The sequence below is a fragment of the Streptomyces sp. NPDC089424 genome, assembly GCF_044749345.1.
Classification (GTDB): Bacteria; Actinomycetota; Actinomycetes; order Streptomycetales; family Streptomycetaceae; genus Streptomyces.
Window position 1 is genome coordinate 328,338 of sequence record NZ_JBIVHU010000002.1, and the last position, 23,183, is coordinate 351,520.

General features: G+C 67.8%; 22 protein-coding genes and 2 pseudogenes. 11 read left to right on the top strand and 13 right to left on the bottom strand.

Features of this window, described 5'->3' with window-relative positions; translation table 11 throughout:
* Nucleotides 1-4 precede the first annotated feature (4 nt).
* Complete coding sequence (locus tag ACIP2X_RS09100; protein WP_401669536.1) at nt 5-844, top strand: helix-turn-helix transcriptional regulator; 840 nt, start codon at nt 5-7, stop codon at nt 842-844.
* A gap of 1,334 nt (nt 845-2,178) precedes the next feature.
* A complete protein-coding gene (locus ACIP2X_RS09105; RefSeq protein WP_401669539.1) occupies nt 2,179-3,033 on the top strand; it encodes an alpha/beta fold hydrolase in 855 nt (284 codons plus the stop codon).
* A gap of 370 nt (nt 3,034-3,403) precedes the next feature.
* Here the strand turns inward: ACIP2X_RS09105 and ACIP2X_RS09110 are convergent, their stop codons facing one another.
* Together ACIP2X_RS09110 and ACIP2X_RS09115 are read right to left on the bottom strand one after the other, a co-directional pair.
* Nucleotides 3,404-3,535 carry a hypothetical protein gene (locus ACIP2X_RS09110; protein WP_401669541.1) on the bottom strand — a complete coding sequence of 44 codons (132 nt, stop codon included), beginning with the start codon at nt 3,533-3,535 and terminating at the stop codon, nt 3,404-3,406.
* A gap of 291 nt (nt 3,536-3,826) precedes the next feature.
* A complete protein-coding gene (locus tag ACIP2X_RS09115; protein WP_401669544.1) occupies nt 3,827-4,492 on the bottom strand; it encodes a hypothetical protein in 666 nt (221 codons plus the stop codon).
* Between the two features lie 452 nt (nt 4,493-4,944).
* On the opposite strand from ACIP2X_RS09115, the pseudogene ACIP2X_RS09120 reads away from it, so the two are divergent.
* The 3 genes and pseudogenes from ACIP2X_RS09120 to ACIP2X_RS09130 all read left to right on the top strand — a co-directional run.
* Nucleotides 4,945-5,176 (top strand): annotated as a pseudogene (locus tag ACIP2X_RS09120) (transposase family protein); the annotation flags it as partial.
* Between the two features lie 295 nt (nt 5,177-5,471).
* The gene (locus ACIP2X_RS09125) at nt 5,472-5,831 is read left to right on the top strand and encodes a hypothetical protein (RefSeq protein WP_401669546.1); all 360 of its coding nucleotides are present in this window, start codon (nt 5,472-5,474) and stop codon (nt 5,829-5,831) included.
* A 303-nt stretch (nt 5,832-6,134) separates the two neighbouring features.
* Nucleotides 6,135-8,180: a serine/threonine-protein kinase gene (locus ACIP2X_RS09130; protein WP_401672254.1), complete on the top strand. Its 2,046-nt coding sequence runs from the start codon at nt 6,135-6,137 to the stop codon at nt 8,178-8,180.
* A 160-nt stretch (nt 8,181-8,340) separates the two neighbouring features.
* On the opposite strand, the gene ACIP2X_RS09135 is transcribed toward ACIP2X_RS09130, so the two are convergent.
* The 4 genes from ACIP2X_RS09135 to ACIP2X_RS09150 form a co-directional block, all read right to left on the bottom strand.
* Nucleotides 8,341-8,964, bottom strand: coding sequence for a hypothetical protein (locus ACIP2X_RS09135; RefSeq protein WP_401669548.1), 624 nt, complete (start codon nt 8,962-8,964; stop codon nt 8,341-8,343).
* A gap of 80 nt (nt 8,965-9,044) precedes the next feature.
* The gene (locus ACIP2X_RS09140) at nt 9,045-9,839 is read right to left on the bottom strand and encodes a rod shape-determining protein (protein WP_401669550.1); all 795 of its coding nucleotides are present in this window, start codon (nt 9,837-9,839) and stop codon (nt 9,045-9,047) included.
* Complete coding sequence (locus tag ACIP2X_RS09145) at nt 9,836-10,210, bottom strand: TraR/DksA family transcriptional regulator (protein ID WP_401669553.1); 375 nt, start codon at nt 10,208-10,210, stop codon at nt 9,836-9,838. The genes ACIP2X_RS09140 and ACIP2X_RS09145 overlap by 4 nt, the downstream gene beginning before the upstream one ends.
* Nucleotides 10,211-10,256: 46 nt before the next feature.
* The gene (locus ACIP2X_RS09150; RefSeq protein ID WP_401669555.1) at nt 10,257-10,580 is read right to left on the bottom strand and encodes a TraR/DksA C4-type zinc finger protein; all 324 of its coding nucleotides are present in this window, start codon (nt 10,578-10,580) and stop codon (nt 10,257-10,259) included.
* 343 nt (nt 10,581-10,923) lie between these two features.
* On the opposite strand from ACIP2X_RS09150, the gene ACIP2X_RS09155 reads away from it, so the two are divergent.
* From ACIP2X_RS09155 to ACIP2X_RS09175, 5 genes are all read left to right on the top strand, one after another.
* Nucleotides 10,924-11,874, top strand: coding sequence for a HAMP domain-containing sensor histidine kinase (locus tag ACIP2X_RS09155; RefSeq protein ID WP_401669557.1), 951 nt, complete (start codon nt 10,924-10,926; stop codon nt 11,872-11,874).
* A complete protein-coding gene (locus tag ACIP2X_RS09160) occupies nt 11,871-12,536 on the top strand; it encodes a response regulator (protein ID WP_401669559.1) in 666 nt (221 codons plus the stop codon). Before ACIP2X_RS09155 ends, ACIP2X_RS09160 begins: the two co-directional genes overlap by 4 nt.
* 603 nt (nt 12,537-13,139) lie before the next feature.
* On the top strand, nt 13,140-15,368 hold the full coding sequence (gene secD, locus ACIP2X_RS09165) for a protein translocase subunit SecD (protein WP_401669562.1): 2,229 nt from the start codon (nt 13,140-13,142) through the stop codon (nt 15,366-15,368).
* A 336-nt stretch (nt 15,369-15,704) separates the two neighbouring features.
* Entirely contained in the window at nt 15,705-15,974 is a 270-nt protein-coding gene (locus tag ACIP2X_RS09170) for a hypothetical protein (protein ID WP_401669564.1), read from the top strand.
* Between the two features lie 72 nt (nt 15,975-16,046).
* On the top strand, nt 16,047-16,484 hold the full coding sequence (locus tag ACIP2X_RS09175; protein ID WP_401669567.1) for a hypothetical protein: 438 nt from the start codon (nt 16,047-16,049) through the stop codon (nt 16,482-16,484).
* A 94-nt stretch (nt 16,485-16,578) separates the two neighbouring features.
* On the opposite strand, the gene ACIP2X_RS09180 is transcribed toward ACIP2X_RS09175, so the two are convergent.
* On the bottom strand, nt 16,579-17,007 hold the full coding sequence (locus tag ACIP2X_RS09180; protein WP_401669570.1) for a hypothetical protein: 429 nt from the start codon (nt 17,005-17,007) through the stop codon (nt 16,579-16,581).
* A gap of 132 nt (nt 17,008-17,139) precedes the next feature.
* Here ACIP2X_RS09180 and ACIP2X_RS09185 point away from each other — a divergent pair, with 132 nt between their 5' ends.
* A complete protein-coding gene (locus ACIP2X_RS09185; RefSeq protein ID WP_401669572.1) occupies nt 17,140-18,015 on the top strand; it encodes an IS5 family transposase in 876 nt (291 codons plus the stop codon).
* Here the strand turns inward: ACIP2X_RS09185 and ACIP2X_RS09190 are convergent.
* From ACIP2X_RS09190 to ACIP2X_RS09215, 6 genes and pseudogenes are all read right to left on the bottom strand, one after another.
* On the bottom strand, nt 17,999-18,535 hold the full coding sequence (locus ACIP2X_RS09190) for a GNAT family N-acetyltransferase (protein ID WP_401672256.1): 537 nt from the start codon (nt 18,533-18,535) through the stop codon (nt 17,999-18,001). The two genes, ACIP2X_RS09185 and ACIP2X_RS09190, sit on opposite strands and share 17 nt — an antisense overlap.
* Before the next feature lie 472 nt (nt 18,536-19,007).
* A complete protein-coding gene (locus ACIP2X_RS09195; RefSeq protein ID WP_401669574.1) occupies nt 19,008-19,787 on the bottom strand; it encodes a hypothetical protein in 780 nt (259 codons plus the stop codon).
* A gap of 369 nt (nt 19,788-20,156) precedes the next feature.
* Nucleotides 20,157-20,948, bottom strand: coding sequence for a GNAT family N-acetyltransferase (locus tag ACIP2X_RS09200; protein ID WP_401669576.1), 792 nt, complete (start codon nt 20,946-20,948; stop codon nt 20,157-20,159).
* 148 nt (nt 20,949-21,096) lie between these two features.
* Nucleotides 21,097-21,186, bottom strand: a pseudogene (locus tag ACIP2X_RS09205) (IS5/IS1182 family transposase); the annotation flags it as partial.
* 70 nt (nt 21,187-21,256) lie between these two features.
* A complete protein-coding gene (locus ACIP2X_RS09210; protein ID WP_401669578.1) occupies nt 21,257-22,099 on the bottom strand; it encodes a GNAT family N-acetyltransferase in 843 nt (280 codons plus the stop codon).
* Nucleotides 22,100-22,240: 141 nt separating this feature from the next.
* Nucleotides 22,241-22,936 (bottom strand): alpha/beta hydrolase, encoded by a 696-nt coding sequence (locus tag ACIP2X_RS09215; RefSeq protein WP_401669579.1) that lies wholly within the window; start codon nt 22,934-22,936, stop codon nt 22,241-22,243.
* Between the last annotated feature and the right edge of the window lie 247 nt (nt 22,937-23,183).

Here is a 23,183-nt window from a genome sequence, read left to right on the forward strand (position 1 = left end):
CGCGATGAACCACAACGAGCTCGGGCGCTACCTGCGGGCCAGGCGGGCAGTCTTGCGCCCGGCCGACGTCGGGCTGGTCGCGGGCAGCCGCCGCCGGACACCAGGGCTGCGCCGGTCCGAAGTGGCGCTGCTGGCCAATATCTCCGTCGATTACTACGAGCGACTGGAGCAGGCCCGCAACGCTCACCCCTCGCAAGCCATGCTGGCGAGCCTGGCGGGAGCCCTACGCCTGTCAGTGGACGAGCGCGACCACCTCTACCGGCTGGCCGGTTACGCGCCGCCGCCGACAACGGGAGGCGGCCGTTACGTCGACCCCGCGATGATGTTCCTGCTCGACGCCCTGACCACGGTGCCGGCACACGTAATAGACGATCTGTCGACAATGCTCGCCCAGAACACGTTGAGCCGGGCACTCTTCGGCTCATGGGAACTCGGTGACGAAAGGGCCGCCAACGTGACATGGCGCTGGTTCACCGCCCCAGAATCCCGAGCGCTCAACGTTCCCGAGGAGCACGAGGCGATCGGACGCGGCTACGCCGCGGACCTACGGTCCGCGGCAGCACGGCGCGGGCGCGACGCTGTTGCGGACCAGCTCGTAGCCGATCTCCTCCAGGCCAGCGAGGAGTTCGGCCAGTACTGGGGCGAGATGGATGTCGGACCGCTGAACTCCACACGCAAACGGCTGGTGCACCCGCAGGTGGGCCCACTTGATGTGCAGTGCGATGTAGTCCTCGGCTCGGTCACGGGACACCGAATGGTGGTCTTCCGTCCGCAGCCGGGAAGCAGCACCGCGGACCAGTTCGAATTCCTCGAGGTGCTCGTTGGACAAGGCCTCGGCAATTGACGTTCCCAAGAGGAGCTTCGAGCGCGAGCCACTGAGGGGCCATGCCACGCTGACCCTGCAACGCGTAGTGCAACTCACCGCCATCGGATGCACTGGGCAATAACGCCGTACACACAGGGTGTGGGACAGGAAAGGGACCACTGCTGGGCGTGGCGGTGGGTGATCGGAGAACCATCGGCTGCCCTTCCCTCCGAGTTGATCCGGCTTCTTGACCCGAGCGTTCAGCGCCGCTTGCCGCGCGGCACTCCTCCCGAAGTCGGCTCAGGGTCTGCGACTGCGTCTCTGATGGACGAGAGGTCGACTCAGGCAAGCGCTCCGGGAACGTCAGCCAGCAGCAACCGTTGCGCTTTCGGTCAGCTACCAGGCGCGGCGGCGAGGCGAGGGTCGCCCTTGTTCGACGGCGGGCGTGTCGGTTGTGGTGCTGCCGCAAGATCAGAGAAAGCAGGGTGGACGAAGATCGCGTCGGAGGGGTGCTCCGCGCAGCGGCGGTGCGGCCGAGTTCCAATAGGGCCTGGCGGGCCCTCCGAGGTGCTGCCGATCTCGTAATCGGCCTGGAGCGACCGGGCCAGCTCATCCTCGCCGGGACTGCGCTTCAGCCCTGCTGAGCGGCCCCGAGAGCTCCAGGTCGGGCGTGGGCATCGCAGATCTGCAGGGCAGGCGGCCGCCGCAAACAGCATCGGCGCAGCCTCCAGGAACAGGCCTTTCGTCGATCAGGACGAGGCTCTCCTCCATGACGATCACGACCGGAGGGGCAGGACGCCAGGTCTAGCCTCCCCAGGCCCCATCCGCAACGAGACACAAATTACGATGACCGACCGTCTCGACCCGAATCAAGAGTTATATCCTATTTGACAGAAAGATGACGACTGGTCGTATTATCGAGTACAGGCGGGTAGCGGCTATGCGACGAGAGCTGATCAGCCAGGCCTCGACCTGGAGGTCGAGTCCCTCAAACGACCACTGGAACGGGTAGCGTCCTTGATCCTCTCCGACGTGCGTCGCCTGGAGGACTGAAAATCCGTCGACGCAGAAGAAGGGCCCTCATGACCCGGACTCAGCGCTGCAGCATCTAACACCGTAGGCATCTACATTCGGCCCACTCGAAGGATCCTCGCCGAACTGCGGCGGGAGTTGAAGCGTCAGCCGACTCTGACACCTTTCCTACCGTCACCGGCACGGCATGGTGGGGTCCGGCGCAGCGTGGCCGGCCACGTTCCGCCTCAATCCAGCCTCGTGCACAGCTCAATGGACGGCTCAGTACCAGCCGCGCTCAGGACGAGTGTGGGGGCGCCTGCCGGAAAGGGCGGCCTGACGCAACAGAGAGTTGAGAAGCCGTGAACAACGAGAAACACGACAGCGTCATGACAGGCGACGGAGTTGAGATCCACTACAGGGAGGCGGGAGAAGGACAAGTCCTCGTCATGTTGCCAGGGTTCTCTCAGTCCGCCGCCGAGTTCGACAAGCAACTCGATGGACTGGGCATATCTCGTCGCGTGTTGGCGTTGGATCATCGCGGTCATGGTGAGTCCGCCAAGCCGGCTCACGGTTACCGCATCGCGCGGCTTGCCGCCGACCTACAGGATTTTCTGCTCGCACTTGACCTGAGCGAGGTCACGTTGCTGGGCCACTCGCTCGGTTGCACGGTGGTCTGGAGCTATTGGGACCTCTACGGCGGCGACCGGATAAAGCGGATCATTTTGGTGGATCAAGGCCCAATCGGCCTCAAGGAACTGGCCCAGGGTGCTCCAGCGGAGCAACGAGGAGCAATCTTCACATTTGAGCAGGCTCTGCACATCGCGACCGGACTGAGAAACGATCAGTATCTGCAGACCTCGCGAACGGTAGTTGACATGATGCACACCCCTGAACTGAGCGACGCAGAGGCGGAGTGGATTCTCCGTCAGAATCTCCTGCTACCACGAAAGCATGCCGCCACTCTGCATCTCGACTACTGCGGCAGCGACTGGCGGGACGTGCTGCCTCGGATCACCCTCCCCACACTGGTCATCGGAGGAGCGGCCAGCTTCATCCCACCCGACGTCGCAGAAGGCACCGCGAGACGCATCCCGGGAGCCGTCTCACGCATATTCTCAGCAGCCGAAAAGGGCAGCCACTTGATGTTCCGGGAGAACGCCGCGCTGTTCAATTCGGTGGTTTCCCGATTTATGGAGGGTGACACAGTGAGGTGAAGCAGAAAACCCCGATGCCGAGGTCCCCAAGGGTGAGGGCCGCCTGCGAAACTACGGAATCGCTTTGGCTGTCGACGCAAGACCGGCCAGATCAGGCCCGGGTACATCCAACACACACGCTGCGATGTCTCAGACAGTCCGCAGTCGTTGGTCGCACCCTCGACGGCCAAGAGCAAACAGAACGCGAGGTCCTCACCGCATGACCAGCAGGGCATCCTGGACACCGCTCCCCCGTGTGGGCACTCCACGCCCGCACGGTCAGTAGACGAAGCCACCGTGGGATCAGAACCCTCGAGCGCGGGCCGCGGCGGCCGGGTCGGTGTCTCGCGTGCCAGACGTCTCGGAACGGCGGTGACAGCGTTGATCGCGGTCAGGAGCGGGCCACGTCCAGGAGTCGGTACGCCTGCGCGCGCCCCGTGCCGAACTCCGCGTCGTAGAAGGCCACCCCGCTCGGGTGACCGAGTGCGTGCCCAGATGCGAGCAGCGTGCGCGTCCAGGACACCGGCGACGAGCTCCTGAACTGAGCGTCGGACGTGGTCCATCGCTTCACACAGTCCAGCCGTAGTTTCCCCGGCCTGCGCCGCGCTGAGCGGCGGCCGCGCCAGGTGAGCTCCGTCGTCCCGGTCGTCGTCGTGCTTGCCCATGACGTCGTCGTCCTCCGCGGCGACCGCTCAAGCAAGGGGGGTACGGAAGCGCGAACGCGTGCTCCGTTGTCCTGTGTCATCGGACCTGGACCGATTGCCGCCGGCCTCCGACCATCTGAGACGTTGCCCTCCACCAGTAGCGGTCGGGGTCATTCGTCTACGGATCCGGCCCCGGCCGCAGTCGGTCCTGGCTGCCGGGCCTTACCTTCGACATAAGGGCGTAGCTTCTCGATGACGGCGTCCGCATCCATGTCCGCGCGCACGTCCGTCAGGCGAGGTTCATCGGGGGAGTACGAGAAGGAAGCCGGGCAGCTGTCACGCCCCTTGACCTTAAAGCTGGCGACAAGGTTGGAAGACTTCGCCTCGAGCACCAGATAGGTCGCCCGAGCTTGCACCAGCCACACCTGGCCGTAGCCGCGATACGCACACTTGATGTCCGTGATGCCTGTTTCTTCCACGTACTCGCAAACGACCAACTCAGCGGTGTACGGCTCGTTTTCGGGAGCCTTCCAGTGAGAGGGCAGAGGAGTGTGGGCCAGTTGGAAACGGAGATCCACTGTGTGTGGGCCTGGGCCGGTGTAGGGCCTTGCATCCTCGGTGTAGGTCGTAGGGTAGGTCCCTCTCTCGGATGCAGCGGATGCAGGACACGGGTCAGAGGGCAGAACGGGCGAGCCGGATTCGAACGCCGTTCCGTCCACAATCAAGACGAGCATGGTCACCGCGGGAATGATGACCAGAGGGGCGAGCACCGCCGGTCGTATACGGAACATCATCACCCTTGCCTTCGGTACGGCCTCGCTCAACTGACGGATCAAACACCGCGATTATCCGACCTCCCTGACAGCTAGTCCAAGTGCAGCGTCACGGGACATCCGTTTCCAGCTCACCCCGCCCATATTTCCGTCTCTTCGGTGTCCCCGCCTTCGAGGGGGTGGCCACGAGCGTGCGCTGCCGCGATGACGACGCCCTCTGCTGCTCGGCGTCGCGCGGGCAAACCGCGACCAAGCAACGACCACCTCCGAACTGCTCCACACCATGCGAGCGGCTCTGACTCCCGATGCCGATCGGTGGCCCCAGCTCCGCCCGACGCCGGCCGGCCGGCCGGCCAAGGGAGCACACTCATAGCCGACTGCCGGCGTCACGGGCCATGCTCTTTACACTCGGCACCGGCATCGCCACGGTGCTGAACACCTTTTCCGCGCTTCGTACGAAGTGGCGGTCTTGTCGTATCTGTTGGCAATGGCGCGGAAGCCCGTGAGTTGGTAGCAGCAGTGCTCAACGAGGGTGCCTCGGCGGTAGATCTGGCGGGCGAATGCGGGTGGGCGACCCCGGTGGTAGAGGTACTGCTGTTGAGCAGCGTGGTCGGAAACATTTCTCAGCGCTGAACAGGAAGCGGAGAACGCCCTGTGCCGCCGGGCCCCACGCGCAGGTGGAACACGCCGTGTCCCGACTGAAGAACTGGAAGATCCTTCCGGGACTGCCGACTCAAGGGCGACGGTGATCAGGCACTCGCGGCCGCCTGTCCACCTGCTTCGGCGGCGACTCGGGAAGCAACGGCTCAATGAGCGACCACAGTTCGTCCGACACGATCCACGGCCGCGCCTCACGCTCCCCCGGCTCCCAACAACGGGTGATCAAGCCAACAGCCACATGATCAAACCGCTTTTGGTTGGAGCCAGTAAACGGTCTCCCACAAGCGGCCATCAGCGCATTCAAGGTTCGTCCCAGCTTTCTGCAAGACCGTTCCGACACAGTTCTGCCACAGCATCCGGACCAACGCGAAAGCAGGCAAACATGCGCAAGATCCGCAATGCAGTCTCAGTCCTCGCCGCTTCGGCCGCCGTGCTGACGGGCACCGCCACCAGCGCCATCGCGACCGACAGCCCCGACACCAGCCGTTCGGCAGCGGCCTCGTGCACCGTGTCCGGCGCATTCTGCGCCACCAGCGACAGCGGCGGCCGTCTCGTCCTGTACTGCGGCATGTCCGCCAGTATGCCCTGGAGCGGCGGCGGTTACTGGAACAACCGCCTCCCCGGGAACGGCAAGGTCAAGATGTTCGGATCGAGCAACACGGTGATCTACACGACACCCGCCAACTACGGTCCCGTCAGGGGCAACTGGAGCCCCGTCTACAGCCTCCGCGCCGACTGCTGAGACCTCCCACGTCAACCACGGCCACGCCCAACCCAAGGCTCATCACCGCAACGCCCTCGTCCGCGATCCAGCAGGCGGGGGCTCACCTCCGCAACCGCCCACCGGCGTCACATCACCGCCCTTCCACCTCCTGTCACCTACGCCTAGAGTTTGATGTTGCACGGTTCAACTCATCTACCACGCATACACCTTGAGACCGTGGCCGACTGGTCGCGCCGGGGGGGCAACATGCATGCGCTCGGTCCGGGCGATCCCACACACGTCGGCGCCTACCGGCTGACGGGAAGGCTCGGTGAGGGCGGAATGGGGACGGTCTACCAGGGCCGTTCCCCGGGCGGGCGACTGGTCGCGGTCAAGATGGCGCGGCCCGAACTCGCGGCCGACGTCGGCTTCCGCTCACGATTTCGCAGCGAGGTCGAGGCCGCCCGACGCGTGGGCGGGTTCCACACGGCGCAGGTCGTCGATGCCGACCCGGACGCAGACCCGCCGTGGATGGTGACGGCCTACATCCCGGGCAGGCCCTTGGACGCGGTGATCGTCGAGGACGGGCCGATGGGCCACGCGGAGCTGCGCGAGCTGGGGGCCGCGCTGGCGGAGGCACTGGTGGCCATTCACAGCTGTGACCTGGTCCACCGCGATCTGAAGCCGTCCAACATCATCATGACCGACGACGGACCGCGGGTCCTCGACTTCGGCATCGCCCGGGCCCTGGACGAGACCCGGCTGACGAACACCAGCATGGTCGTCGGTACTCCGGGGTTCCTCGCTCCCGAGCAGATCGGGAGCGGTCTCGTCGGGCCCGCCTGCGATGTCTTCGCGCTGGGGGCGGTGTTGGTGCACGCCGCCGGCGGCCGGGCGTTCGGTGAAGGCGGCCACATGGCCCTGATGTACCGGGCCGTGCACGACGATCCCGAACTCACCGCACTGCCGGATCCTCTGCGCCGATTGGTCGCGCAGTGTCTCGCGAAGGACCCAGGGACCAGGCCGACGGCGGAACAACTGCTGACCGCATTGGCCCCTACGGCCGACGGTGCGGCGGCCCGGAACACGGCGACCGGGGTGCCTCCGCTCGCGCACTCTTCAGCCCAGACCTCCGTTACGGCCGTCAATCCTGACTCGGTCACGATCCGTCCCACGCGGCAACTGGCCGCCACCCGGCCCACCATGGGCTCCGGCCCGCAGGCGGTCACCTTCCGCACCCCCTGGACGGCGCGCGTCGCCGCTCTGACGCCGGTGGTCTTCTTGTGCCTCGTACCGAGCGGGCTGGCCGCCTATCTCTTCAGCACAGGAGCCACGTGGGCATGGGCCCTTGTGCTGCCTGCACTGCCTGGCGTGCTGGGCATCCTGAGCCTTCTGATGCGCGGCCGCAGTTCCGTCCGGCTGGATGCCGACGGCGTGACGACGCGGAGAGGCACCTGGTTCGGAACGAAGTGGGATCGCGTTCCGTGGGAGGACGTCGCCGCTGTTGACGTCCGCGTGGGCGAGCGGCCGCTCGCCGTGTTGAAGCTGGGCATGTTCGACGACGCTCCCCTGCCGTTCGGCGCGACCGGCGATCCGGTGTTCGGGCCGATCGCCGATGTCCATCTGTTGCAGCGCATCGAGGTCCTGGACCCGGACGGTACTCGACGCAGGCTGCCGGGATCCGCTCCGCGGGAGGCAGCCCGCGTCGCACTGGACGCCGTACGGCGCTTTGCCCCGGAAACGCTGTCGGACGAAGAGGCCACGACCCGGCGCCCCGCTGCGACCACGAGAGGGACCGGCGACGGGGACCGGCCCCGACGGGACACGTCGCAACGGAGCACGTCGCAGAACACCGTCACGCACATGGAGTTCACCCGCAGCCCCCGCCGAAAGGCCGCTGCCGGCGGGGGATGGCTGTTCCTGACCGTCTGCTGCGGCGCGTTGGCCTACATGATCTGGGGGCGTGGAACCTTCCCCGACAACCTCTTCACCTACGTGCTGGGCATAGCCTCGATCACGGGCCTGGTCCTCTTCCTGGGCAAAACCATGCTCCCCCAGGGGCTCACCGTGACACTTGACGCGGACGGTATCAGCGTCCACAGCCGGGCCGAGCGCGTCGCGCCGGCCACCACGCAGGTCATCCCGTGGCGTGATGTGGCCGCCGTCTCCCCCGCCGACAACTCGGAGGGCCTCGACTGTGCGATCGAGATCCGGGTTCACGAGGGGAGACCTCTGCCGCGTCGACAGCACGGACTGGTTCCCGAGGAGCCGAACCGTCTGAAGGTGACCGTTCCCCACCCGTCGACCGTCACCGCCGAGACGAAGCGCCTGCGTATCGCGGCCCTGGTCCGCCAGCTGGCCCCCGAGGTCCACACCGACTACCTCTGAGCCGACAGCTCGTGGTCGCAGCCGCCATGAGTTTTGGATGCGAAGCAATCCTGGACACCTTCATGTGTGCCCCACTGCGCTGTCTCCGCGGCACAGGCCTGCGGCCTTGTGCTGTAGATGGCCAAGGGCAGTCACGCGCCACGGCCTTGCGACGTGGGGGCTACGAGGAGGTCGTCCAGCGGGGTGCTGTCTTGGCCCAGGCGGCCTCCCATGCGGCGAGGTTGCGCCGCTGCAGTGCACGCTTGGCGGTGCCGTACGCGAGAGCGCCGGTGGCGTGGACGGCCGTTGCGGCGACGAGTGCCCAGCCCATGCTGCGGCTGCGGATCTGTTCAGCGGTCATGGGCGGACCGGTGATCTTGCCTTCCGTGCTCGCCCAGATGTGGGTGGTGCTGCCGGCCGACAGTTGCGGCTGGACGTCGGTCTTGCCGGTGCGAACGTGTCCGTTGGGGTCGGTGAAGCGGACTTCGACGGGGTAGCGGGTCTCTCTGGCTTCGGCGGATCCGGGTTCGGGATGGCGTGGGGCGTCGTGCAGGAGGACGGCGGTGGTCGCCTGGCGGGTCTGGGCCTGGTGCCGCGCGATTTGGGTGTAGTGGTGGTGGGCGGTGTCGCCGGTGAGGAACACGACTGCGGGAGTGACGGCCAGCACGGCGAGCAGCAGACCCAGGCCGATCCATGCCTCCCACAGATCAGTGCGGCGCCGTAGCGGGTTGCGCCGCAGGCGCCACAGCATGACGTTGGGGACTTCTTCCGGTGGAGGTTGAGCTGTAGGTATGACGCGGGCCATGGTGCCTCCTTCGTCCGCAGGGGCGGCGCAGAGGGGCACCCGGCTGGTGGTCGACCAGCCGGGTGCCTGGGGGACGGGGCCTAGAAGCCGCTGTTGGAGGGGTGGGCGTGTGCGGCGTGCAGGAGTTGGGCGGCGCCGCGGACGGCGGCCGTATGCGGTGCCGGCACGATGCGCAGGGGTGCCCGGAGCCTGCCGGTGAGGTGGTAGGTGATCTCGGGGCGCAGGGCGCCTCCGCCTGCCACGAGGACGTCGGTGTGCAGCGCGTGTACGGCGAGGGTCGTAGGGTCCTGCCGCAGCATCACGGTCACCATGGTCCCCACCGCCTCAATGATGTCCGCGCATGAGGTGGTGGCGAGGTCGCTGGTGCCCAGTGCGGTGCGGCGTGCGTCGACGACGGCGCCGTCGGACAGCAGCACCACCTCCGTGAGGTGGGCGCCGATGTCGATGACGAGCAGCGGCCGGGACAGGTCGGCGCCGGCGGCCACGGCAACGGCCCGGGCGCTGGGGACGGTGAGCACGCTGCGTGGCCGCAGCGCCTCGACGGCGGTGCGGGCCGCGGTCCGGTAGGCGATGCCGTCCAGGACGGGGGTGGTGACGACGACCATTGGGCGGATGAGGCGGGGCAGACGGTGGCCGAGCAGGCGCTCCAGCATCCGGGCGCATCCGGCCGGATCGACGATGGTGCCGCGTTGGATGGGGTACACCGTGCCGGTGCTGGGAAAGGCCACCGTCGGAACGTCGGCGATCAGTCCCCTTCCGGCGATCCATACGCGGGTGCGGGCGCTGCCCATGTCCAGCGCGATGCCGCTCCGGCACCGGCATGAGGGCCGGTGCCGGTCGGCGGAGGTGTCGCGGGGGTGGCGTGTCGTGGTCACCGGCCGGCCTCTCTGACCTGCTGGCAGCGGGCGCAGTAGCGGGCCTGCGGCACGATCATCAGCCGCTCTCGGGCGATGGGGCGACGGCACAGGTGGCAGTCGCCGTAGCGGCCCTCGTCCACGCGCTGAAGGGCGGCTTCGACGTCGGCGAGGACCATCCGGGCGGAGGCGGCGAGCTTGACGTGGACCTCCACCTGCGAGGCAGCGTGCTGGTGCCGCAGGTCGTGTGCGCGGGACGGGGCCGCAGCCGCGATCTGCTGGAGTTGTTCCTGGCGGAACAGGCGCTGCTCGTGCAGGTTCTCCCGCAGCGCGGCAAGGTCCTCGGCCGTCAGGCGCGTGTCGCGTTCGTCGATGGTCTGGTGGTTCACCACTGCACCCCTTGGGCAGAGCGGAAGACGAGGGACTGGTGGGTGCCGGTCAGGCGGCGCTGCGCTGGCAGGCGACGCAGTACCGGGTGTACGGGAGGATCTCCAGGCGCTCCGCGGGGACGGGCTTGGCGCAGCCCCGGCAGATGCCGTAGGTGCCGTCGTCGACGCGCGTGACGGCTGCGTCGATCTCTTTGAGCACCCGTTCCAACGCCGCCTTCTGCGCCGCGACCAGCGGGTCCGCGGTTCGTTCGGCCTCATCGAGGGCGTGCAGTTGGGTCAGCCGGGTGCTGCGGGCGTGCTCCAGGCGCTGGCGCGCCTCGTGCGCGGTCACCCGCTCGGGTCGGGACTCGGTCCGGGGAGCGTCGAGCGACACGGTGGCTCTCTTTTCACTGGGTGGGTGGACACTGCGGGGCAACGAGTGCGGCGATGGCCGACCTCGGAGACCGCCCCCGCTGTGGGCCTGTGGGGCTGACTTCACTCTCGCTGTTTCGGTGGCGGATCCCTATCGGGCCCCGGACCCATTTGCGCGGGGGCGAAGGATGCAGTCGGCCTGGCCATGGGTGTACCGCGCCCGGGGAAATGGGGCCTGGGCCCCATCGACCCTGCGGCCGGGCGCGGGCAGGCTTGATGGAGGCCACGGGCTCCGCCGGCCCGTCCGGGATGCGTATGCCCGACAGTGGAGGCAGGCCGCATCTCAGAAGGAGGCGTAACGTCCGGTGTCCCTGTTCTGGCGGATCTTCGGGCTCAATGCGGTGGTCCTGGGTACGGCGACAGCACTGCTGCTCTGGGCCCCGGTGACCGTCTCCGTGCCGGTCCTGCTGACCGAGGCCGTGATTCTGGTGGGCGGCCTGGTGGTCATGCTGGTCGCCAACGCCGCTTTGCTGCGGTGGGGTCTGGCCCCACTGGACCGGCTGACGAAGCTGATGACCACCGTCGACCTGCTGCGGCCCGGCCAGCGGCTGTCCGCGGACGGCGGCGGCGAGATCGCCGAGCTGATCCGCACGTTCAACGCCATGCTGGAGCGGCTGGAGCAGGAAAGGGCCACCAGTAGCGCCCGCGTGCTGCTCGCGCAGGAGGAGGAACGCCGCCGCATCGCGCAGGAACTGCACGACGAGGTCGGGCAGAGCATGACCGCGATCCTGCTCTCGCTGAAGCAGGCGGCGGACCAGGCCGGTGAGCCACTGCGCGGCGATCTGCAGCAGGTGCAGGAGATCACGCGGGAGAGCCTGGACGAGGTCCGCCGCCTTGTCAGCCGGCTGCGGCCCGGCGTCCTGGACGACCTCGGCCTGGTCAGCGCGCTGACCTCACTCACCCACGACTTCGCCACCCACACGGGGCTCAAGGTGATCCGCCGCTTCGACACGGATCTGCCCCCGCTGGCGCCGGAGACGGAGCTGGTCTTCTACCGCGTCGCCCAGGAGAGCCTGACCAACGTCGCCCGCCACGCGGACGCCGAGGAGGTCAGCGTGGCCCTGCATCACTCCGGCGACAGCGTGGTGCTGTCGGTCACCGACGACGGCAGCGGCCTCAAGGCCGCGCGCGAAGGCGCCGGTCTGCGCGGCATGCGCGAGCGCGCCCTGTTCATCGGTGCCCGCCTCGACGTCGCCCCGGCGCCCCGGACCGGTACCCAGGTCCGGCTCACCGCGCCCCTGCCCAGGGAGCCATGACCATGTCGCAGACGCCTGTGATCCGCATCCTGCTGGCCGACGACCACGCGTTGGTGCGCCGTGGCGTGCGGCTCATCCTCGATCAGGAGCCGGACCTGGAAGTGGTCGCCGAGGCCGGTGACGGAGCCGAGGCCATCGAGACGGCCCGCGGCCATGACATCGACCTCGCCGTGCTGGACATCGCGATGCCCCGGATGACCGGACTTCAGGCCACACGTGAACTGGCCGCGTCCACACCGGGTTTGCGCATTCTGATACTCACCATGCACGACAACGAGCAGTACTTCTTCCAGGCTCTCAAGGCCGGGGCCAGCGGCTACGTCCTGAAGTCCGTCGCCGACCGGGATCTGGTCGCCGCCTGCCGGGCCGCGATGCGCGACGAGCCTTTCCTCTACCCGGGCGCGGTCACCGCGCTGATCCGCAACTACCTCGACCGGGTTCATCACGGCGACGAGTCTCCCGACCAGACACTCACTCCGCGCGAGGAGGAGGTCCTCAAGCTGGTCGCCGAGGGGCACTCCTCCAAGGAGATCGCCGACCTCCTCTTCATCAGCATCAAAACCGTGCAGCGGCACCGCGCCAACCTGCTGCACAAGCTAAGACTCCGTGACCGCCTGGAACTCACCCGTTACGCCATCCGCGCCGGCCTGATCGAACCCTGACCCCGTCCCGCGAACCGCCTGGGGTCCCGGCCGCGCTCCCCGGCCGGGACCCCAGGCCCACACACCCGACCGCCGGCCCACACACCCGTCCGGCCCCACCAGCACTGCCGCGAAAGGGGGATTGGCGCATGCATCCTGCCGCACCTGTCGACCTGCGCACGGCCTACGGCCAGGCGGTCGCCGCGCTGGCAGTGCTGACGGCCGTGCTGCTGGCGCTGTTCTCGGTCCTCCCAGGCAGTTCGCAGCCCACCCCAGCCGGCGCGGCAGCAGCCGGTGCTGTCAGTGCCGACCGCCACGACACCGGCAGGGAGGCGAGCGAGGGCTGGGCCGCCATCTGCACCACCCCGACCGGCACGTGGCCCGCACCCGGCGGGGAACGCACCCCCCACGCGCATCTCCCCACCCGGCGTGCCGGCGCCACGACTCTGCCCGTCACTGACCAAGAAGCAGCATCGTCCTCGCACGCTCCTTGCAGCACGGCCCATGGGTCCGGCGACCGAGGGCGGGCGCCTCCGGCACGTCTCGGCGCCTGAACCTTCCCGTCCCCTCTTCTTCTGCCGCGGCAGGCCAGCCGCGGTCGCAGTGTGCCCGCCGGAGGCTTCGTTGTTCCGTTCTGCCCGCGTGAGGGCGCTGTTGGCCCTCACCGTGATCGCCCTGTCGCTGTACATCACGTTCACCGTGCCGGTCCGCCTCGGACTCGACCTTCGCGGCGGAACCCAGATCGTGCTGGAAACCCGCTCCACCCCGACCACCGCCGCAGACCACGAGGCCACCGACCGCACCATGGAAGTGCTGCGCGGCCGCATCGACGCCTTGGGCGTCGCCGAGCCCACCCTCCAGCGTTCCGGCAGCAACCGCATCATCGTCGAACTGCCCGGGGTGCAGGATCCCACCGAAGCAGCCGCTGTGCTGGGCCGCACCGCTCAACTCACCTTCCACCGCGTACTCGGCACCTCCGATACGGGCGAAACGCAGCGGCCACTGCCCAAGCGTCCGCGCGAACTCATCCTGCACGATGAGACCGGCCGGCTCCTGCGCCTGCAAACCACCGCACTGACCGGCCAGGAAGTCGAAGGCGCCGCCGCACGCTTCGACCAGCAGACCGGGGCCGGATGGCACGTCACCCTGGACTTCGACAGCTCCGGCCGCGACCAGTGGGCCCGCCTGACCGGCGAGGCCGCCTGCCACCCGGCCGGCGACCCGGCCCGCCGCGTCGCCATCGTCCTCGACGACAGAATCATCTCCTCACCGCAGGTGGACCCGTCCGTCACCTGCCAGGGGGGAATCGTCGGCGGCTCCACCCAGATCAGCGGCTCCTTCACCGACACCGAAGCACGCGAACTGGCACTGCTCATCAGCGGCGGAGCCCTCCCGGTACCGGTCGAAACCATCGAACACCGCACCGTAGGCCCCACCCTCGGCGCCGACGCCATCACGGCCAGCGCCTGGGCCGCCGTCATCGGAACCACCCTGACCGCGCTGTTCATCACCGCCGTCTACCGCCTCATGGGCGCCCTCGCCGTGGTGGCCCTGGTTTGCTACGGCCTGATCTCCTACGCCGCACTGGCCGCCCTCGGCGCCACCCTGACCCTGCCGGGCCTTGCGGGTTTCGTCCTGGCGATCGGCATGGCCGTGGACGCCAACGTGCTCGTCTTCGAACGCGCCCGGGAAGAACACGCAACCCGCCGCCGCCCCAGCCCGCGCTCGGCCCTGACCGCCGGTTTCCACAACGCCTTCACCGCGATCGCCGACTCCAACATCACCACACTGATCGCGGCCTGCTTGCTGTTCTTCCTCGCCTCAGGACCCGTACGCGGCTTCGGCGTCACCCTCGGCATCGGGGTTGCCGCCTCCATGATCAGCGCCCTGGTCGTCACCCGCGTACTCGCCGAGTACGCCGCCTCTCGCCCCTGGGTACGCCACCGCCCCCGAATCACCGGCCTCGCGACCACCGGCAAGGTCCGCGACATCCTCACGCGTCGCAACCCACAACTGATCCGCAGACCGCGCCGCTGGCTGGCCGTCTCCGCCACCGTCCTGGTCCTCGCCGTATCGGGCATCACCGCCCGCGGCCTGGAACTCGGCATCGAGTTCACTGGCGGCCGACTGCTCGAATACACCACGACCAGCCCCGTAGATCCGGAAAAGGCCCGGTCCGCCCTCGACGAGGCGGGACTCCCACGGGCCGTCGTCCAGTCCTCCGGCAACACCGGCCTCACGGTGCGCACCGGGGAACTCACCAACTCCGATGCGGACACCGTCACACGAACCGTCGCCACCCTCGGCGGCGACGCCGACAAGATCCGCGACGAGCGCGTCGGCCCCAGCCTCGGCGACGAACTGCGCCGCAACGCCTTGATCGCCCTCGCCGTAGCCCTCGGCGCCCAACTGCTCTACCTGGCCGCTCGCTTCCGCTGGCTGCTGGGCAGCGCAGCAGTCATCGCGCTCGCCCACGATGTGCTCATCCTCGTCGGCATCTTCGCCTGGCTGGCCAAACCCATCGACGGCGTGTTCCTCGCAGCCCTCCTCACCGTCATCGGCTACTCCGTCAACGACTCCGTCGTCGTCTTCGACCGCATCCGGGAACTGCGCCGACGCGACCACGAGGTACCGCTGAGCAAGGTCATCAACCGGGCGATCCTGCAAACCCTGCCCCGCACCGTGAACACGGGCATGGGCGCTCTCCTCATCCTCGCCTCCCTTGCCGTCCTCGGCGGCGGCTCACTCACCGACTTCGCCATAGCCCTGCTCATCGGTCTGGCCGTCGGCACATACTCCTCCCTCTTCACCGCCGCACCCCTCGCGATCGCGATCAACCACCGCACGAAGTAGCGTCTCGTCGATCGGGGATCGAGCCGGATGGGTGTGCCGGCCAGGGCGATGGCGGCGAGGTGGCGGCCGGGCTGTATCTCGTAGCGGGGTAGCGATGCCGCGTCATTGCTTGAAGCGGTGTGCGACGACGTTGCGGCGTCGGTGGACAGCTCTGTCGAAGCCGCAAAGACGCTCCCGGCTGCGGCGCCGACCCGCGAGATGGTCGACCCGTTCGGGGACGGTCGCCTTGATTCCGCGTCTGTGTAGTTGGGCGCGGGACGAGCGGGCCGAGTAGCCCTTGTCGGCCACGAAGTGGTCGGGCCGGACCCTGAGGCGTCCCGGCCTGGCGAGGCGGAGATGGCATCGATGACGGTTTCGGCCTGGGTGCAATCGCTGCGGGTGCCGGCCGTGACCGTGTCCGACCAGATCCGCAATTGCAAGAAGCTAGGCGCCCGCGGTGGTCGTCCGCGAAGTTCGACAAGGCCGACTACCGTAGGCGCCACGCGGTCGAGTGCGGGCGGGTTCAACCGCCTCAACCGCCATCGAGCGGTGGCCGCGAGATACGACAAGCTGGCCGTCCGCTGCGCGGCCACCTTCACCATCGCCGTCATTGACGAGTGGCTCTGATCTTGCTCGCCAACCTGGTTCAGCGAGAAACGCGGTATCGGTGCACGTAGCCAGACATCTAGCCTGTGGTCCATGCATCAGCCCCGAAGGCGCGATCGGCGCCTGGCTCGCCGTGTGCCACCGGAGGCGGCCCGGCACCAGGCATCTCGGCTTACGGCCGACGGCGCCGATGTAGTGCTGGTCGGCTACTTCTCTGCGAAGCAGAAGAACTTCGAAACACTCATGGCATCGGCAGCCACAGAACTGGCAGCACACGGCGCTCGGGTCGTCGTGCAAATCGTGCAACGACGAGGCGTCTCGGACGGTGAGGTCCAGAAGATGGGCCTCCCCTACTCCTCGCGGACTCTGCTGAGCTATGGAAAAGTCCGTGAGGTAGCTCAGGCCTGCGACCAGGCCCACGCTGACGCAGTGATTTTCGCTGCCTCCTTGACCGAGCGTCAGAAGCGCGCGCTCACAGCGCTGCTTGGCCGCCCCGGCGCGAGTCTCTCCGACATCCTCGCCGCCAACTGACCGCTCGCTCGAAGCAGGCTTCTGAAACAGGCGCCACCCCAGGTCCGGCCGAAGTGACGGGCGGCGTCACAGCCGGCGTCGCGGCCAGCCGGGTTCACCAGTCGTCGCCGATGTCGAAGTTGGCGGCGATCGGCATGCCGGTGTGCGCCAACACCACCACGAGGTAGTCGTCCGACGCGGTCAGTGCGGCGTAGATCCGTTCCGCCAGCACCGAACTCGCGACGTCCTCCGACCGTGAGATCACGGTGAGCATCGCGGGCACCTGGTCCAGCACGCCCGATCCCGGTTCCAGCGGACCCGAATACAGGGAACAGCTCAGGTCGTGGTTGTCGAACCAGTAGTTGTATCCCTCGTGGCTGTCGGGTGTGATCGTCCCACCGTCGAAAGGCGTCCTGAGGATGCGCGAGACGTCCGCCCACAGGCGGTCGCCGAACTCCCTGCTCCGCAAGTCGCCCTGCCACGCAGGCCCGACATAGAAGTCGAAGTCCTGCTTGTAGCCGTCGTATTGCGCGAAATCTGTCATCGGAATCGTTCTCCAGCTTGTCATCGAGAGCGGGTTTGCCGCCGCTCGCCGAAACGCGCGGCGGCACCGCGACCGTGACCGGACCAGGCCGTGTATCGAAAGTGGATCTTGAGCGATGCATGATCACAGTTCATGGCGCGAGCAGATCTCACGGACGAACAGTGGGCGGTGCTGGAGCCCTTGTCACCGAAGGGGAGGAAGGCGGGACGGCCGCCCATCTGGTCCCGGCGGCAGCTCATAGTCAGCATACGATTCCGGGTCCGTACCGGTGCCCCATGGAGGGACGTCCCTGTTGAGTACGGGCCTTGGGGCCCGATCTACGATCTGTTCCGTCGATGGCAGCGGGATGGCATCTGGCACCGGGTCCTCAGGCGGCTGCAGTCCCTGGTTGATACGGAGGGTTCGATCACGTGGGATCTGAGCGTTGACTCCACAGTGTGCCGCGCTCATCAGCACGCGGCCGGGGCTCGTAAACGGGGTGACCTGCAGAAAGAGCCACCCGGCGGTCTATTCACCGAGCCCTCTGATCACGGACTGGGACGTTCGCGCGGCGGGTTCACCACCAAGCTGTACCTGGCCGTTGAGCAGGGACAAGAGCCCGTGTCCGTCGTGATCACCGCTGGACAGCGCGGGAGCTCCCCGCAGTTCGAACCAGTGCCGGAGAAGGTCCGCGTGCCCCGCGTCGGGCCGGGCCGGCCTCGTGTACGTCCCGATCGCGTGAGGGCAGACAAGGCGTACGCCTCCCGCCGGAACCGCGCCTACCTGCGCCGACGTGGCATCCGTTGCACCATCCCGGACAAGGCCGACCAGGCGCGTAACCGAAGGAGGCTGGGCGCTCTCGGTGGCCGGCCGCCCAGATTCGACGCCGAGGACTACAAGGCTCGGCATGCGGTCGAGTGTGGAATCAACCGACTCAAAAGGCACCGAGCTGTGGCCACCCGCTTCGACGAACTCGCGGTCCGCTACGAGGCGACCGTCCTCGTAGCGGCCATCAACGAGTGGTTGTGACGTAATGGTCCGACGGCAACTCGAATACGCGTACTCGCCGACCGCCAGCGGGACTGACGGTCTCACGGACCGGATGCATCCCCAGTTTGGTCATGATCCGTTCGGAGGCGTCGTTGCCCACTTGAGCGATGCTGACAATGCGCTCCAGCCCTCGCTCTTCGAACCCGAACCGCACAGCGGCCGCAGCGGCCTCGGTGGCCATGCCCTGCCCCCAGTAGGAACGTCCCAGCCGCCAGCCGATCTCAACAGCCGGTAGTACCTCCGGCAAGTAGTTGGGCACCGAAAGGCCGGTGAACCCGGCCAGCTCGCCAGTGGACCGGATCTCCACGGCGAACAGACCGAAGCCCTGTGACTCCCACTCGTTCTCCCACGCCTGGACCCGGACGCGAGTCTGTTGTTCGTCAAGGACGCCGCCGTCACGGATCCACCGCATGACCTCGGGGTCTGCATTGACGGCAGCCATGGGCGCAACGTCTTCCTCGCGCCAGCGACGCAGGATCAAACGGGGAGTCTCAAGCATGACCATCCAATCATTCTTGATCACAGATGGGCCCTCCGTCATCCTCGCCAGGCGCTGTCGGCACACGCGGTAGAAGTCATCGTCGATCACGAGGTCCCTGCCGATGATCACGACCCGCTCCAGATGCCCCTTGTGGGAAAACTGCCTGAGGCCGTCCCCGGCGGCGTCCTCACTCACTCCGCCGGGCCGCAGGTCCACACAGGCGACGTCCACCTGCTGATGTCTGTCCACCTTCTCCAGGTGCTTCTTGAGCCCGTCACTGCGATGACTTGTCATGACTTGCGCTCGGCCCGCTTGTCGTCGACCCAGGCGTCACCCGCGTGCCTCTGAGGCCTGCCTCATGATGCGTGCTCCCGAGCCGGCTCGCCAACACGGCGCCCTGAACAGGTCGGTGCCGGCCTGAAAGGCCATCCCATTTGGCGACTCTGCGACAGCAGATGAGGGTGCAGGCGGGGATGTCCGTCGCACCCGCTCAGCTGGCCGAAGGGGACTCCGTAGCCTCGCGAGCCTCGGTCAGCGCTCGCTGCCTCAGGTCGCGGCCGAACAACTGAATCGTCGTGGCGGCCAGGATGTCATCCCTGCCGATGGTCCGCCTGTCCCCCATACGGGCCGACAGGGCCCGGAGGGAATCCTTGAAGACCGGGGGCGGCACCGCTTCGCCCGACATCACCACGGTGCCCGTACCGAAACCTTGGACCCCGCCCTCACGGACGACCATGGCCGCGTCCCGGGCGAGGTCCGTCAGGAACACGCTCGCGATTCCGTCCAGGTCGCGGACCATAGCTGGGACGGCCGTCGCCCCCTGGCTCCGCAGCAGCCTCTTGACCCCGGCCTCGAACCTGTGGGCGCCGACCACAGCACTCGGTTTGCGCGACCTGCTGCGCTTACGAGAAGGCACAACGACGCCCTCGGCGTCGTACAGAACACCGGTCAGTCCTTTGAACGTCGGACTGTGGACGTACCACTTGTCCCCCACCTCGAGCTCGGCGTCCCGGTCGATCGCCGAGAGAAGGTCCCCGGGAATCAGCTTCGTCCGGGCCTCCGCCGCTGCCGCTCTCCTCGCGCCGTCGATGATCGCCGTCAGCACCGTTCGCGTCACAGACGCGGAGGCCCACGCGGCCGACCGAGAGACGTGCAATGGGGTCACGTCCCTGAACACCGCCTTCACGAGGGAAGGCTTGAACGGCGAGACATACAGGCTCAAGTCGGTCTCGAAGCCCTTGCGTTCAGGCTGTACGGACTGTGCGGTCATGGAAGAAGCGCTCCCTACTCTTGGAGTTGTCAGAGGCCCACAGTTCACCACGCAGACCCGCGGCCGGACGGGCACCCCCGTCCGGCTGTACCCCGCTCTCCAGCTTCTGCCGCTCAGGACGAGGGGTCGGTGAAGCGCGCGCAGGACACAAGTCGGCGGCCAACCTGCGGCGCGGCGAGGCGTTCCACGCCCGTGGGGGGAGGCGTATGGACGTGCCCTGCAGAGCCTGCGGCAGCAGATGAAGGTGCAGGCCATGCTGGCGAGGGCGAAGAAGGGGGCGGCTATGCGCTCGTACGTCGGTGGAGGCGGCGGCAGTCGGCGGGCCTGCCCAGGGCGAGGACATCTCAGGTCGCCTCCTAGAGGCCGCGGTCAGTTTCCGATCAACGACGTCCACGTTTCCGCGGTGCGGAAACCGAGGCTCTCGAAGAGACCGACCGCCTCTTCGGTCGCGTGGAGGTAGGCCGTGTGCGCGCCAGAGGCCCTGCCGTCCTTCAGAATCCTTTCGACCAGGATTCTGGCGTGACCCTTTCCGCGGTGCTGCGGCGTAGTGGCGACGTTGATGACTCCGAGGTGGCCCTCGACCACGACGCCCAGGCCCGCGGCTACGGCGCCCCCGTCCGTCTCGGCCACGTAGGCGGTGATCCCCGGCGTGTCCAGAACGGCTGATGTGTAGAGGCTGGAGATGATCACCGCAGGCGCGCCGAATCCCGCGGCCAGCACCTCGGCGAACTCGTTGTACTCATCACCACCGAGGGCGCGCACCCGCACCTGTCCGGTCTCCGGCGGGAGTGCGGACGCGTCCGTCAGCGGCAGCACCATGAAGGGCTGCTCGGACCTGCCAGTCAGTCCGTACTCACCGGCCTTGCGCGTCATCGCCTCGTCCGGGCCGCCGCGCAGGCGGATGCTCCAGGGGAATCCGCCGCGGTCCGCCTCTTGGGCGGCCTCGGCGGCCAGGTCTGCGATCTCCCCCGCGTCGGGTTCCTTCACCGTGCTCATCACGACGTTCAGAGCGGGTATCTGCGAGCGGGTGAGGGCGAGGAGAGTGCCCTGGGGGCCGCTGCGCCCGGTGGCGCCGGGCACGACGCTCACCAGCCTCTCCATCGCGGACCCGAAAGCGTGCGCGGCCGCGTCCGCCTGGGAAGCGAGGGACTTGGGATCCATGTGAACTCCAGGTTCAAGGTGCTGTGACGCCGGCGGTATGCCGGACGGGGAGAAGAGCGTTCGTGAGGCGCGCAGGGCGCCCGATGGGGGGGCCTGCCACAGGAGACGTCCGTGATCACGCGCGGAACCGCTGGGCCGCGGACGGTGCGGCCGTCCGGTGGTTCACCACGACGACGAGCCGGGTGTCAGCGTCAATGACGACCCGATGCCCGGTGGACCACGTGTACTTCTTCGACTGCCAGCGCCTCGCAAGCTCTGGCAGTGCAGTGCCCAACTTGTGCGACGCGACCACTCATTGAGCTTGAACGTCAGGGCATCACTATTCGGTAGTCGGAGATGGGCCGGTATCCGATGCGCTGGTAGACGCTGTTGCTCGTCGGGTTGGCCAGGTCGGTGAAGAGAAGTACGTGTTCCGCACCGGCGTCGCGGGCTGCTTGGGAGACGGCTGCGGTGACGGCGGATCCGTAGCCCCGGCCGCGGTGGTCGGGCAGCGTGTAGACCGGGGTGAGGCGAGACGTACCGGCTACCACCGACGTCATGGCGGCCATGGCCACTGGTTCGTCCCCGACGGCCCACAACCGCCACCCGCCCCGGCTCATCCGCTCGTCGATGAATGCGTCGAGATCCGCGCCGAGCGAGCCGGCTTCCGTGACGAAGCGGGTGCACCAGTCGTGGAGAAGAGCCCGGTCATCGTCAGTGGCCGTCCGGGGTGCCCCCGGCGGTGTGACGCCAGGACACACAAGCCGCCCAAGACGATGGAGGCGCAGGTGCGGTCCGCTCCTCGGCGCGGAGCCGGTGGCCGTCTGCCACGCTTCGGAGAAGACACGAACCGATGAGTCGTCGGCCAGAAGCTGGGTGAATGGCTGAGATCGGGTGGACAGGAGTCCGGCCAGGTGCGTTGCCGCCGCCCGGGAAAGGCGGCTCGCGGTCAGCATGTGCGGTGGCAGCCACACGAACGCGGCCGTCGTCGCCGCTTCATCCGGCTCCCGCCACCAGCCGAGCACCGTGGGCGGTGTCTTACCCCCGGCCCGCAACTGCTCGATCGTGCCGAGTCCGGACAGCAACATGGTGTGCAAGTCGGGACGTTCGGCGAGGAACTGCCCCGCCTCGGAACGAAACACATCGGGCTTGTCCGTAATGAACCAGGTCACGAGTTGTGTCTCCTGCTTACCCGACGGGCGTCAATGCACGGAGCCGGGGAGCGGTCGAGGGCCCACCGGCGCAGCCGACGCGATGGGCGGGTGGTTGGGGCGGCCGGGCTCACGCTCCGGCCCCGGGCGGTGCCGGCCGGTTCAAGGCAGGCTGAGTTCGTGCCTGATGAGTTGTGCGAGTGCGGAGGGCTGCGACAGGAAGGGCGAGTGCGAACTGTCCAGTCGCAGTGTCCTGTCGGCGCGCTTCGCGAAGAGTTCCTGGACGAAGGGTGGGATGGCGCCGTCTGCTTCGCAGATGATGTAGGTGGTCGGAATCGTCTGCCACGCGACCGCGGTCAGCTTCTGGGTGGTAGCGGCGTAGGACTGGTAACCCAGGACTGCCGCCGCTCTCTCTGCGACGCTCCTGTCCACATCGCCGTAGAACAGGTCGACCGGGTTCGCGACGGTCAGGAAGTCGCCGACGCCTTCCTGCCGGTGGAACTCCCACCAAGGTGGCGGGGTGCCGCCCGCGCTCGACAGCAGGGAGTCCCCCGCGTCCAGCTGGAACGCGGCGAGGTAGACGATGCTCTTGACGTTGGGTGCATCGGCCAGCGCCTGGGTGGTGGGAACGCCTCCGTACGAGTGCGCGACGACGACCACGGGCCCGCCGATCGCCTCGACCGCGGACCTGATGGCGGCCGCGTCGGAGTACATGTCACCCAGCGTCTTGGGATCGTCGCCACACGAGGTGAGGGCAACGGTGTGCACATCGATGCCGGGCAGGTCGTCGATGAGGAGTTGCAGATGCTCGGGCTTGTGCCACGCTCCAGGCACCAGCAACAGCGAAGGCAGGGTCATTAAAACCTCGTAGTACAGGTGATGCGTCGGGCATGAAGTGCGGGCCCATCATGTAGGCCGTCACCGCACAGCGTCCACGTGATAGATGTCACCAACCATCTAACAGGTCATCCCGCGACCCTCCGGTCGTCGCGTCCGGCGATGCCGTTCGGGGAGTGGAGGGGCAGCGCCTGCCGAGTGGGGCCGGACGTCGCCGACGCACGGATCCTGACCAACATCCTGTGCGCAGCGAGATCAACGCCCACCG

What these genes read in the sequence shown, in the direction of transcription:
- ACIP2X_RS09170 (WP_401669564.1), top strand. Translation starts at nt 15,705, where the DNA reads ATGGCATCGATGACGGTTTCGGCCTGGGTGCAATCGCTGCGGGTGCCG.
- ACIP2X_RS09175 (WP_401669567.1), top strand. Translation starts at nt 16,047, where the DNA reads ATGCATCAGCCCCGAAGGCGCGATCGGCGCCTGGCTCGCCGTGTGCCA.
- ACIP2X_RS09185 (WP_401669572.1), top strand. Translation starts at nt 17,140, where the DNA reads ATGGCGCGAGCAGATCTCACGGACGAACAGTGGGCGGTGCTGGAGCCC.
- ACIP2X_RS09195 (WP_401669574.1), bottom strand. Translation starts at nt 19,787, where the DNA reads ATGACCGCACAGTCCGTACAGCCTGAACGCAAGGGCTTCGAGACCGAC.
- ACIP2X_RS09100 (WP_401669536.1), top strand. Translation starts at nt 5, where the DNA reads ATGAACCACAACGAGCTCGGGCGCTACCTGCGGGCCAGGCGGGCAGTC.
- ACIP2X_RS09190 (WP_401672256.1), bottom strand. Translation starts at nt 18,535, where the DNA reads ATGCTTGAGACTCCCCGTTTGATCCTGCGTCGCTGGCGCGAGGAAGAC.
- ACIP2X_RS09125 (WP_401669546.1), top strand. Translation starts at nt 5,472, where the DNA reads ATGCGCAAGATCCGCAATGCAGTCTCAGTCCTCGCCGCTTCGGCCGCC.
- ACIP2X_RS09130 (WP_401672254.1), top strand. Translation starts at nt 6,135, where the DNA reads ATGGGGACGGTCTACCAGGGCCGTTCCCCGGGCGGGCGACTGGTCGCG.
- ACIP2X_RS09180 (WP_401669570.1), bottom strand. Translation starts at nt 17,007, where the DNA reads ATGACAGATTTCGCGCAATACGACGGCTACAAGCAGGACTTCGACTTC.
- ACIP2X_RS09135 (WP_401669548.1), bottom strand. Translation starts at nt 8,964, where the DNA reads ATGGCCCGCGTCATACCTACAGCTCAACCTCCACCGGAAGAAGTCCCC.
- ACIP2X_RS09160 (WP_401669559.1), top strand. Translation starts at nt 11,871, where the DNA reads ATGACCATGTCGCAGACGCCTGTGATCCGCATCCTGCTGGCCGACGAC.
- ACIP2X_RS09200 (WP_401669576.1), bottom strand. Translation starts at nt 20,948, where the DNA reads ATGGATCCCAAGTCCCTCGCTTCCCAGGCGGACGCGGCCGCGCACGCT.
- ACIP2X_RS09215 (WP_401669579.1), bottom strand. Translation starts at nt 22,936, where the DNA reads ATGACCCTGCCTTCGCTGTTGCTGGTGCCTGGAGCGTGGCACAAGCCC.